A 12920-nucleotide genomic window follows, 5' to 3' on the forward strand; every position below is an offset into this window, starting at 1 on the left:
ATGAGCCGAAACGAGTATTTTCGATGTACCATAACGCATCGCGTTTATGATCACGTCATTCAAAAGTAAATAAATTAGTTCGTTATCTAAATACCAACTAAGGTTCTCTTCAATATCAACGCTAATTTCAATATTCTTTTGAGATACGTACAAAGCGTTCGAACCCACAACATCTTCTACTAAATCCTTTATAAAACTTTCGTCAACGGTAATAGGTAGGCTTTCTAGTTCTGCTCTGTACAACGAAAGTATTTGAACAAGGTTGGTATTAAGCCTTGATGCTTCATAATGAACACTCGCGACTTGTTCTCTAGCTTTGGTATCTTGTGGTGAAAGGGTGTCGCTCAATGTTTCAATAGACTGGATTAGAAGAAAAAGTGAGTTTTTCATATCGTGTACAGCGGCCGCTAATACCGAAGAAAAATCGATTGTGGATGCAACTTGTTTACTGCTACTCATTATCTATTGAACGCCATGCGACTTTTTACCCTAAACATACTGTAGAAGAGATTAGACAATGAAGGGCAAATTACGCGTAAATTTGTAAAAAAATGAATTAAATTCAACTTTATAATGCCAAATTCGTAATAGCAACTAGTAAAAAAAGGTAGTTTTGGTTATAACGGAGAGAGTAAAGTGTCGGTCTATCCCATAAAACGGTGTAAAATATGAAGCTACAGCAACTACGGTATATCGTAGAAGTTCTCAATAATAATTTGAATGTGTCAGCAACTGCAGAAAGTTTGTATACCTCTCAGCCTGGTATTAGCAAACAAGTACGCATGTTAGAAGACGAGTTAGGCGTTCAGATTTTTGGTCGTAGCGGTAAACACCTTACCCATGTAACCGACGCAGGTAACGACGTAATTAATATTGCGCGTGAAATTCTTGCGAAAGTAGAGAGCATTAAAGCGGTTGCAAGAGAGCACACGCTTCCAGATCAAGGCAAATTGAATATAGCCACTACCCATACACAAGCTCGCTATGCATTGCCAGATGTTATCCAAGGTTTTATGAGCAAGTACCCCAAAGTGTCGTTACATATGCACCAAGGTACGCCTTCTCAAATTAGTGACTTAGCCGCTAAAGGTGAGGCAGATTTCGCTATCGCTACTGAAGCCCTCCACTTGTATAACGATTTAGTTATGCTTCCCTGTTATCACTGGAATCGCAGCGTGATCGTTAACAAAGACCATCCGCTTTCGAAAAAAGGCACTATAGATATTTCGGATATTGCGAAGTACCCACTGGTCACTTACGTTTTTGGTTTTACAGGGCGCTCGGAATTGGATCAAGCCTTTGAGAGAGCAGGGCTAACGCCAAAAATAGTTTTCACTGCCACAGATGCCGACGTGATAAAAACCTATGTGCGTCTTGGCGTGGGTATTGGAGTAATTGCGTCAATGGCGGTAAACGAAGATTTAGACGACGACTTGGTGAAAATAGACGCGAGCCACTTATTTGATTACAGCACTACGAAGATAGGCTTCAGAAAAGGGTCGTTCCTTAGAAGTTATATGTACGATTTCATTGAGCGTTTTGCGCCGCATTTGACTAAGGATAAGGTTGAGAAGGCAATGATGCTGAAAAATAATGAAGAAGTGGAAAAAATGTTTAAAGGTGTAACGTTACCAGTAAAGTAACGTTACAAAACGCGAGCATTATTTATAAAAGGGGCTGTCGCCCCTTTTTTTGCATTTTAATTGTTGTTCAGTACACGGTTGCGATTAACACTCAATGATATTTACAGCTAGTCCGCCTCGTGCCGTTTCTTTATATTTAGTCTTCATATCATTACCCGTATCGCGCATGGTTTTGATGACTTTATCTAATGAAACCTTGTGGTCGCCTGTCCCTCGTAACGCAAGACGAGAAGCATTGATGGCTTTAATAGCGCCCATTGCATTACGCTCAATGCATGGAACCTGCACAAGACCACCTACGGGGTCACATGTCAGTCCAAGGTTGTGCTCCATACCAATTTCGGCAGCATTTTCTACTGAGGCAGCCGTACCCCCCATTATTTCTGCAAGCGCACCGGCAGCCATTGAACAAGCAACACCAACTTCGCCCTGACATCCCACTTCGGCACCAGAAATCGACGCGTTTTCTTTATAGAGAATGCCGATAGCTCCCGCGGTAAGAAGAAAGCGACTCGCTACTTCTTCATCCACAGGACGAATGAATTTATCTACGTACTGAAGTACAGCTGGGATGATACCTGCTGCGCCGTTAGTTGGAGCAGTGACAACCCGTCCGCCCGCTGCGTTTTCTTCGTTTACTGCCAGCGCAAATAAATTTACCCAATCCATGGTCTGCATAGGGTCGTTCGTATGTTCAGTTTGCAAACGACGATATAGGCCAGGAGCACGACGAACCACTTTTAAGCCACCAGGTAGTATTCCTTCGCTTTCAATACCGCGCTGAATACACGCTTTCATAACAAGCCAGATACTATGTAGCTGCTGTTTTACTTCGTGTTTTGGTCTAAAAGTCGCTTCATTACGCAACATAAGCGAGCTAATACTTAGTCCATTGTTTTTACACAGGGAAAGAAGCTCTTCGGCGGTTTTAAAAGGCAAGGGCACAGAAGCTTGAAGGCTAGCGGCATGCGCCTTAGTTGCGTCAAAATCTTCATCTTTGATAATAAAGCCGCCACCAATGCTGTAATAGGTTTGCTCTCTAACCAATTCATCTTTCGAGTAAGCGTAAAATGTGAGCGCGTTGGCGTGTTTAGGCAATGTTTTACGGCGATGAAATACAATGGCATTTTTGCTAGGGAAGCGCACTAACTTTTGTCCGTTCAGGCACAATGCCTCAGTGTTACGTATTTCTTCTAACTTACTGTCGATGGTGTCTACATCTACAACGTCGGGTATTTCTCCCAACAAACCTAAGATTACAGCCTTTCCAGTTCCATGACCGATGCCAGTTTGACCCAGGGAGCCAAACAGCTCAACTTTTATGCTATCAACCGAGTCAAAAAGCGCAGTGTCTTGAGAAAGCTCTGTAACGAACTCGGCGCCAGCTTTCATAGGGCCTACGGTGTGCGAACTGGATGGGCCAATACCCACGCTGAACATATCGAATACACTGATCATAAACTTTCATAAATTAAAACTAAGTAATGTTAAGATCATGCATCCACTGCGTGAAAACCACAATACAGAAAAGCTAATAACAGGATTAGTTTTGCTAATACGCTGTAAAGTTTAATTTATAGCGCTGTAGTCATTAGCCGCCGTTTCTGATTATCAAGGATGTATATGATGAGACAAGTTTCGTAACATAGCAGCGGTTGCACCCCAAATCATGCGGTTCTGCCAAGGGATGAAGTAGATAGGAAAAGCTTTATTATCGCGATGAGAGGTGTGTACCAAGTGGTTCTTTCTATCAAGCACGTGGGCTAAAGGCACTTCAAAAGCGCTCTCTACCTCGTTCTTATCGATAGTTGGGGTGAAATCAGGGTTTACAAAGCCAACGACCGGGGCTATTTCGTAGCCGCTGATAGTTCGGTATCTTGGCAGCATGCCAATTACATCTACGTGGCTTGAGGGGAGGCCAACTTCTTCCTCAGCCTCGCGAAGCGCGGCATCGAAAAATGAATTATCTGTTTCATCAACCGCGCCGCCGGGAAAACTGATTTGGCCTGGGTGATGTTTAAGGTGATGTGCTCGCTCGGTAAGCAGCAGCTGTAGCGAACTTCCATAATCTATCAAAGGTATTAACACCGCCGCGGGCCTCCCCGTTTTTCTCAAGGGGAAGTCAGGCTCAGTGTGTGCAAGCCTTAAGTGGTGAAATTGTGATAGAAAATCGTTTCTCGTCATAGCAACCTTTTAAAATCTAATCATTTATTTCATCTTCAAATTACGTTTGCTCACAGCTCTACTTTTAGTTCAGTGTCTCTAGCACAGGCAGTATTTTAGAAACCTTATCAAGGGTTTCTTGATATTCCTCGCTTGGCACTGAATCTAACACAATACCACCGCCTGCCCAGCAATGTAATTTGTTATTCTCTGCTAAAATCGTTCGTATACAAATACTTGAATCCATATCTTCACGATAGCCCATATAAAACACACTACCACAATAGATATGACGACGGTGAGGTTCTAGTTCATCAATAACTTCCATGGCGCGTATCTTAGGCGCGCCTGTGATAGACCCCCCTGGAAAAGCAGAAGCTAAGAGCGCTAAAGGCGATGATGTGTCATTTAATTCACCAGTTACCGTACTAACTAAATGGTGCACGGCTTCGTAACTTTCAAGCGCAAAAAGTGCCGGTACTTTAACCGTATGGGGTTTACAATGCTTTGAAATGTCATTTCGAAGTAGATCAACAATCATAAGGTTTTCAGCACGATCTTTATCTGCAGACAGCAGGCTTTGGGCACTTTCTCTATCTTGTTCAATATCGGTAAAGCGCGGGCGTGTACCCTTAATTGGCTTGGTTTCCACAACGCCGTTTTTTACTCGTAAGAATCGTTCAGGTGAAATAGAGGCAATACAGCCCTGTGGAAGATTGTAATAGGCAGAAAAGGGCGCTTGATTTTGATTGCGTAACTCACAATAGGCTTGCCACATACTTCCTTCAAATTCCGCGCTAAATCGCTGCGCCATGTTTACCTGATAGCAATCGCCAGCCCGTAAATAAGCGTGTATTTTAGCTAAACTAGCTTCATAAGCGCCCTTAGATAGATTCGATTCAAAGCGCGATGTAAGCTTGAAATGAGCGGGTGACGTGTGGTGAGCAGGGTTATTGAAAACCTGATTAAGTGGTTGGTTATTGGCAGTACAATAATAAATGTAGCCCGTTTGTGTATCTTCAATAAGTGAGCACAAATAGAGACCAACAACAAAATCAGGCGTGGTGTAGTCGTCTTTAGCTATACTGGGCAATGTCTCGTAAAACCGCCCAGTGTCATAACCAGCCATTCCTGATACACCAACAATAAAGGGGAGGTGGGCAGTATCGAAATTGGCATGTATTTCTACATTTGAAATTCGTGCGTGCAAATGCTCTTGAACCGCCTCGAAGGGAGGCAGTGTAAGCCGCTGCCGTGTTGAAGCGTGTAAATCTAGAAGTTCCACCGTTTTACCTTTTGCTTCGATAACCGAAGTGGGGGAAAAGGCCATAATATTGAATCGCCCTTCGCTCTTCGAAGAGCCTGAAGTATCCAGTAATATAGAGTAGGGAAGCGCAGATATTTGTTTAAACAGTGTATTAAAGACTGAACCCTTATCACAGTTAAGCGCTAATTCATGGGCTAGTGCATTTTGGGTGAATCGGGAAACATGAACGTGAATAGTATCTGCGTGTGACATAGGTGTTTTCTGTACTTCTTTTTATCTTAGGTGGTTGCTGCTTATCTTTAGCGTGAAACTACCTTTACTCTTTTGGAATTAGCGCGTTCTAGCGGCGTTAAATCCACATAGTTTTTAAAAATAACTGGAATTAGCCCAAAGCACATTGTTTTAAATGGTGCGATGTCTTTAGATGCGCTAGTATACGCTTTTTTAGCTAGCTAAGACCACGAAAGCCAAATAAAAAGAGGATGTCATGACCGTTATCCGTCAACAAGACTTCATTGACAGCATTGAAGATTCCCTGCAGTTTATTTCTTATTATCACCCACTCGACTACGTTAAAGCTGTAGAAGAGGCTTATAAAAGAGAAAAGAGCCAAGCCGCTAAAGATGCGATGGCACAAATTCTTATCAACTCTCGTATGTCTGCCGAAGGTAAGCGCCCTTTATGCCAAGACACAGGTATTGTAACGTGTTTCGTTAAGGTTGGTATGGGTGTTACCTGGGATAAAACTGACATGACCGTTCAGGAAATGGTTGATGAAGGTACACGTCGCGCTTATCTTAATCCTGACAACCCACTTCGCGCGTCTATCGTTGCCGACCCAGCCGGAGCGCGTAAAAACACGAAAGATAATACGCCGTCTGTTGTTCACATCGATATGGTAGCGGGCGAAAAAATTGAAGTGATGATCGCGGCCAAGGGTGGCGGTTCAGAAAATAAATCTAAAATGGTTATGCTAAACCCAAGTGACGATATTGCTGATTGGGTTGTAAAAACATTGCCAACCATGGGTGCAGGCTGGTGTCCACCTGGAATGCTAGGTATAGGTATTGGCGGTACAGCTGAAAAAGCAGCGGTACTTGCTAAAGAAAGCCTAATGGATCCAGTAGACATTCAAGAGCTTATCGAACGTGGCCCACAAACCACTGACGAAAAGCTTCGCTTAGAAATTTTTGACCGAGTTAATAAACTAGGTATCGGTGCTCAAGGTTTGGGCGGTTTAACAACTGTGGTTGACGTTAAGATCATGTCTTTGCCTACACATGCTGCATCTAAACCTGTAGCAATGATCCCAAACTGCGCTGCGACCCGACATGCACACTTTTATCTAGACGGTTCAGGCCCTGCGGAACTTACGCCGCCTAAGCTAGAAGACTGGCCAGAAGTAACCTGGGAAGTGAGTGAAAATACCCGCCGCGTTAATCTTGATGAAGTAACTAAAGAAGACATTCAAGAGTGGAAAGTAGGCGAAACGGTATTACTGTCTGGTAAAATGCTTACTGGCCGTGATGCCGCACACAAACGCATTCAAACCATGATGGAAAATGGTGAAGGCCTTCCAGAAGGCGTTGACCTAACCAATCGCTTTATATATTACGTAGGTCCAGTGGATGCTGTAGGCGACGAAGTAGTAGGCCCTGCAGGCCCAACAACGGCAACACGTATGGATAAGTTCACAGACATGATGCTCGAACAAACAGGCCTTATTGGCATGATTGGTAAAGCAGAACGTGGACCGGCTACCGTTGACTCAATTGCCAAGCATAAGGCGGTTTACCTTATGGCAGTTGGTGGTGCAGCTTACCTTGTATCAAAAGCCATCAAGAAATCTCGCGTTGTTGCTTTTGAAGATTTAGGTATGGAAGCAATTTACGAATTTGACGTAGTAGATATGCCAGTAACGGTTGCTGTAGACAGCACGGGTGCTAACGCACACAAAAATGGCCCGGCCATTTGGAAAGCGAAAATTGAAGAGCTTGATGCTTCACTTTCCAAATAACGAGTCGAACTAAGGCCTCTAAAAATTGTTGATTAAAGCAGGTTAGAATTAACCTTCATTTTTCAAATTAATTTTTAAGCTTCTCAAACAAATTAATTATACGGGTGCGAAAGCGCCCGTTTTTATTTGTTGAAACTGCTCGCTAGCTTAGTCCAAAGGTAATTGAAGCGCTTTTAACGGGTTTAACATCTAAGCGAATTGGTATATTTCACCGATTTTGTTTATAGTGCTGTACAAAATAACAGTATGAATGTGCACTATGTTAACTACTATCATTTCCAGCGAACCTATTGCTTTTTTAATCGCCTTTATCAGTGTTTGTGTATTAGCACTATATTCGTTCATCCGAAATCAAACGCACTCACAGCAATTATCTCAAGCAACACACTATTGTGAACAGTTGCAAAGTGAACTAAACAGCGAACGTGTAGCTAATGCGAAGCTGCAGGCACAGAACGAAGCGCACCAAGTGAGAATTCAAGCCCTTCACGCTGCACATGAAGATAAACTTGAAGCTATGAACGCCTCTGAACAACGCTTACAAACACAGTTTGAGAATTTAGCAAACCGTATATTTGAAGAAAAACAGCAGCGTTACACGCAGCAAACGAAAAACAATATTGAAGCCGTACTCGCTCCATTTAAAAACGAGTTAGATGGTTTCAAACGACAAATTTCAGAGCAGCATATTCGTGAAGGGCAGGAACGAGCGTCGCTTAAAACAGAGATATTGAGTTTAAAAGCGCTCAATCAGAGAATTACGGAAGAAGCTGCCGCACTAACCAGTGCGCTCAAAGGTGATAACAAAAAGCAAGGTAACTGGGGAGAAGTGGTTCTTGAACGTATTCTTAAAGAATCAGGCCTACGCGAAGGTCACGAATTCGAAACCCAAATGTCTGCGACCTCTGAACTGGGAAGACGCTTTCAGCCAGATGTAGTGGTACATTTACCAAACGATAAAGACGTGATCATAGATTCAAAAGTAAGCCTTTCGGCTTATGAACGATATTTCAATTGCGAAGATGATTTGGAAAGAGCACAGTTCTTAAGCCAACACGTAGCCTCAATCAAAGGCCACATAAAAGGTCTTGGAGCAAAGGATTATCAAAATTTAAAGGGCATTAAGACGCTAGATTATGTGTTGCTTTTCATTCCAATAGAGCCCGCTTTTCTAATAGCTGTTGAAGAGGAGCCAGATTTAGTCACTTTGGCACTTAACCACAATATCATGCTGGTAAGCCCTACAAATTTACTTGTTGCGCTTAGAACCATCAATAATATATGGCAGTACGAGTACCAAAACCAAAATGCACAGCTCATTGCCGAACAGGCCGCTAAGTTATACGACAAGTTTGTAGGTTTTGTTACTGATATGGAAAAAGTAGGAAAGTCTATGGATACCGCTCACGCAAGCTACGAACAAGCGATGAATAAACTGTCCAGTGGGCGAGGGAATATAGTGAGACAGATTGAAAAGTTTCGCGAACTTGGTGTTCAGCCAAGTAAACGGATGTCACAGAACTTACAGCAACTTTCAAAAGATGATTAAAAAAGGCCGCGAATGCGGCCTTTTTTACATTTAAAGGAAACGTTATGAACGTTTCATGCGTCTACGTAGGTATACAGCTGGCGCAAGAAGTAATGCAATCCAGCCCATAGAACCACCAGACTTATCGTTAACTGTAATAGTCACGCTGTCTGTAGTTGTATCGATACCGTCAGTTGCCGTTACTTGTACCGTTACACGATTAGCTTGCTCGTGACTTGGTGCAGTACCGGTGTAAGAGGTTGTTTCAACACCGTCAATAGTGATAGTAACATCATCACCGTCTGCGTCAGTTGCCGATGCAGTTACAGTGAATGATTCACCTTCATCGACGCTAGATGGCGCAGAGATTGAAAGTACAGGTGCATCCTGAACGCCCGCAACTGCAACTGTCACAGTGCCTTCGCCTACGATGTCACCTTCTACAACTTCACCTTCTTCTGTAGTTGAACCTTCAACTTGAACCGTGTAGGTAAATGAGTCTTCACCAAAGAAGTCAGCATTTGGTGCGTAGGTTACCGTACCATCATCATTAACTGTCACTGTACCGTTTGCTGCTTCAGTAGTAACTGTAACAGTTGACGGGTCAAGTGGCTCTTTATCAATAGTAATTGGCGTAAACGTACGGAAGTCTCCAGCAAGAGATTCCATAGTAAACGTATTAATGATCGTGCTATCCATTTCGTTAGCAAGAATGTTAGCCGTTACCGACGCATCTTCGTTAACTAATAGCATGTCATCCATGTACTCGCTTGAAGGAACCACAGTACCTGCGTAGCTGATTGTTACTTCGTCACCGGCATTAGCGGTAAGAACAAACTCGTCACCTTCTACTGGCAGAGTACCTTGAAGTCCAGCTGAAGTCAGTGAAGCGAAAGTAGTACCAACACTACCAGATTCGTTTTCAGCACCAACAACAGTAGCGTACACCGGTGTGTCCATTGGACCGTAAACAAAGTTTACGTTGCCAGTTTCGTATTCAAACCAAAGTTGGAAGTTAAAGCTTGTACCATCTTCACCCCAAATCTGTGCATTTTCCCACTCAACAACAAAGTGGCCTGTTGTTAGGCTTACTGCATACAGGTTACCCGTGCCTGCGCCACCACCCGCTAAATCGAAGTCAGTCCAGTATGGAGCAACAACGTTATTAGGTTCACTAAGATTAGGAAGCACTTCAGCAAAAGGAGTAGTGATGTTGCCTGAGCTTGTACCTAACGAAACAAAACCATTAGATGAAATCTGCATGGTTGTGTACTCAGTACCTAGGTACGTAATGGTACGTGGTAAGCTGATTTCAATCGAAGCATCATCACACGTTCCAGAGCACTCTAGTGGTGTAATACCGATTGAAGCCATTGGTACGTAACGAGGTAGGCCAAAGCCTTCAAGAATATCACCAATTGAAGTGTCAGCATTCATTGAGAATGACGCAGTATTAAGTGCTCCTTCCCAGTAAATAGTATCAGAATCGGCATCATAACTTACTGGCTCTTGGTTACCGTTCTTAACTGCTGAAATAGTTGACGGGTTGATGTCATACTTGTGATCAATTTCACCAGAAATGCTAATCATACCTGTAACATCAGTGTTAGTAGCAAATGCTTCAGTAACAACTAACTCACCTTCAGCTGCTAATTGATTGCTTACGTCACTATCAAATAGAGATGGTTCATCGCTGCTGATTGGGTAAACCGCAACAGGAATAAAGTAATCTGTTGTAGTGTCGTCAGTGTCAGCCCAGTTGATGCCACCGAAAGACCATGAACCAGTCGACGCTGTCGTTACGTCTACTGCAACCATAATTTCAGCAGAACCGCCTGCTGGAAGAGTAGCCATTTGTGGAGTAACGGTCGCTTCAATAGCTGGGTCGTTAAACATCAGCGTTGCATCAACAGTCACATCCTCGTCACTAGTGTTAGTTACTGTGATAGACATTTCACAGTTAAGGTAGCAGTTACCGTCTACTAAGCTCAAGTCACTGTAGGTAAGCTCAACAGTTGTTGCACGTGGTAGATCTAGACGACCAGCACCCATGTCAAAGTTGTCTGCTTGTGTAGCAGCGTCTTCTTTAAGTACGTCGCGAATAGAAGAGGTTACAAGGGCACTCTTAATTTGCTGTGCAGTCCAATCTGGATGCATTTGCTTAAGTAGGGCCGCTGCGCCTGCTACGTGTGGTGACGCCATTGACGTACCACCTTTAAATGAGAAGGTTTCACCTTCGTGTCCTGGAGCGTCTGGAGATTCACCCGAGAAAATACGAGTACCAGGTGCCGCAATATTTGGCTTAAGAAACGTAGGGTCGCCGTTTGGACCACGAGAGCTGCTTTCATTCATGATATCAGCAAGGCTGTCTGAGACTACACGAACAATATCACTGCCAATCGTAACGTTTAATGCTTCATCAGTACTTTCCGCTAATGCAGCAAGCGCTTGACCTGGCGTAGCAGGGAGCATTAACGAAGGAATCATTTGCGCGTCGGTAAGGCCGCCCATCAAGATTGGAGCTTCACCACGACCATCTACATTGTGAATAAGCACGGCTTCAGCGCCAGCCGCTTCCGCATTTTCAATTTTATCTTTAAAGCCGCAAGTTCCACGGCTGATAAGTGCAATTGCACCATCGAATGCGCCTTCAGCAAATGCAACACATCCTTCCACGTTTGCCGCATCGACTTCACTAGCATAAACAACTGGAGCAGTAATTGGGCTATCAAATACGATGGCAGGGTTACCCACAGAATAAAGTGCTGGGATAGCGCCGATAGTGGTATCACCCTCGATAGTCACTTCATTTGCAAACAAACGACCCGTTGTCGTGTTTGCAACTGTGATAACGTCTTCTGAGCAACCAGGGCACCCGATTGTACTTTCGCCCGGGCCGTCGTTACCAGCAGCGAATACAGTAACTACGCCAGCATCGTGCATGGCTTCAAGTACATCTTCGTATACAGAGCCGTTAGGGTTACCGCCAGCGCCGCCGCCCCAAGAGTTGTTAACAACATCTGCGCCATCTGTAAGTGCTGCTTCGAGCATTGAAAGCAACATAGATGAAGCACCGCTTGAAGATGCAGGGTTTGCAGGCGTGGCGTAAAGGCCTTTATAAACCATCAAATAGGCCGCTGGTGCAACACCTGAGATTTCTGCTTCAGCACCGTCGCGCTCAGCCATAACGCCGTAGTTACCTACTGCAGTACCAGCAACGTGAGTACCGTGACCGTTAAAGCCTAGCGGGCTTTCATATTCTTCTTCAACAACTGCGAAGCCTTCTACGATGTCTGCTGCACGCGCCACAATGAGCTTGTCATTACAAAAATCAGGGGCCTCTGAACAGTAATCATCAGTTGGAAGAGAATCGGGTGCAGTAAAGTTCTCACCGCTAAATAGTGGGTTTTCTGGACGAATACCACTATCTATAATAGCTACTTTTATGCCAGCTCCAGCACTTTCTTTACCGCCAAACTGTTCCCAAGTTTCAACTGCACCGATTAGGTCCAAACTTGCGTCCATTTGTGCGTGATGGATAACGTCTGGGTATACCGCTTTAACTGTAGACAGGCTTGAAAGCTTATCTAGCGCGCTTTTAGATACGATACCTGCAAATCCGTTAAATGCCGCAGTATAAGAAAGGTCTGCTTTGAATGATTTATCAAACGCTTTGATAGATTGAATAACAGATTGCTGTTGTGTTTCTAGGAATGATTTATATTCCTTCGCTGCATTTGACTCAAAGTTGACCTTTTGACCCTTGTGCGCAGCCATACTGCTAACACTAGGATTAACTGCGCTAAATTGCGCCATTGGTACGTCGTTTAGTTGGATAATAACGCGAACACTATCACTACTGGTTTGGATAGCGTTTGCTAGAATATTTTTCTTGTCGAACGAAGCCTCAATTGCGTTTTGTTGTTCAACGCTGTGGCCGGAAATTTGATTTGATAGAGCAAACGCGCCAAAAGCAGAACCTGCTAATGCGGTCGCAACTACCGTACTGATAATTGTTTTTTTCATAATTATTCTCGTGTGAATAGTTCCCTGGGTCTGACGGTCTTTGTACTTTTTAAAAGCTATTTGCCCTTTTAAAGGCTATTTGCCGTCATGACACATTTATTGTTAGCACAATTTTGAGGGTTATGTAATGTGTATTTCAGAAATACACAAATTACATATTTTGTTACATTTAGATGTCTACCTAAAGTGAAATAAAACTAGAATATTTAACTGCGATAGTGCTTATCTGACGCATATAATTGAAATGAAATTACATAAATAAGCGGAAACAATTTT

The 12920-nt window shown here is 43.5% G+C and carries 8 protein-coding genes; 3 read left to right on the forward strand and 5 right to left on the reverse strand.

What is annotated here, in order from left to right; genetic code table 11:
• Window positions 1–459, reverse strand: a 459-nt coding sequence (locus KL866_RS04335; protein WP_409173977.1) for a sensor histidine kinase, incomplete at its 3' end; no start/stop codon positions are given.
• Window positions 460–668: 209 nt separating this feature from the next.
• On the opposite strand from KL866_RS04335, the gene cysB reads away from it, so the two are divergent.
• A complete protein-coding gene (gene cysB, locus KL866_RS04340) occupies window positions 669–1643 on the forward strand; it encodes an HTH-type transcriptional regulator CysB (protein WP_214993623.1) in 975 nt (324 codons plus the stop codon).
• Window positions 1644–1727: 84 nt separating this feature from the next.
• Here cysB and KL866_RS04345 read toward each other — a convergent pair whose 3' ends face one another.
• The 3 genes from KL866_RS04345 to pabB form a co-directional block, all read right to left on the reverse strand.
• Complete coding sequence (locus tag KL866_RS04345) at window positions 1728–3101, reverse strand: L-serine ammonia-lyase (protein ID WP_025255273.1); 1374 nt, start codon at window positions 3099–3101, stop codon at window positions 1728–1730.
• Window positions 3102–3254: 153 nt separating this feature from the next.
• Window positions 3255–3827 (reverse strand): CoA pyrophosphatase, encoded by a 573-nt coding sequence (locus KL866_RS04350; protein WP_214993625.1) that lies wholly within the window; start codon window positions 3825–3827, stop codon window positions 3255–3257.
• A 64-nt stretch (window positions 3828–3891) separates the two neighbouring features.
• Window positions 3892–5325, reverse strand: coding sequence for an aminodeoxychorismate synthase component I (gene pabB, locus KL866_RS04355; RefSeq protein ID WP_214993627.1), 1434 nt, complete (start codon window positions 5323–5325; stop codon window positions 3892–3894).
• Between the two features lie 235 nt (window positions 5326–5560).
• Between pabB and KL866_RS04360 the strand changes: the two genes are divergently transcribed.
• Together KL866_RS04360 and rmuC are read left to right on the forward strand one after the other, a co-directional pair.
• Window positions 5561–7090 carry a fumarate hydratase gene (locus tag KL866_RS04360; protein ID WP_025255276.1) on the forward strand — a complete coding sequence of 510 codons (1530 nt, stop codon included), beginning with the start codon at window positions 5561–5563 and terminating at the stop codon, window positions 7088–7090.
• A 259-nt stretch (window positions 7091–7349) separates the two neighbouring features.
• Entirely contained in the window at window positions 7350–8639 is a 1290-nt protein-coding gene (gene rmuC, locus KL866_RS04365; protein WP_214993634.1) for a DNA recombination protein RmuC, read from the forward strand.
• A 42-nt stretch (window positions 8640–8681) separates the two neighbouring features.
• Here the strand turns inward: rmuC and KL866_RS20445 are convergent, their stop codons facing one another.
• Window positions 8682–12644, reverse strand: coding sequence for a S8 family serine peptidase (locus KL866_RS20445; RefSeq protein ID WP_214993636.1), 3963 nt, complete (start codon window positions 12642–12644; stop codon window positions 8682–8684).
• Window positions 12645–12920: the final 276 nt, after the last annotated feature.

The sequence above is a fragment of the Alteromonas sp. ALT199 genome (genome assembly GCF_018619335.1).
Taxonomy (GTDB): domain Bacteria; phylum Pseudomonadota; class Gammaproteobacteria; order Enterobacterales; family Alteromonadaceae; genus Alteromonas.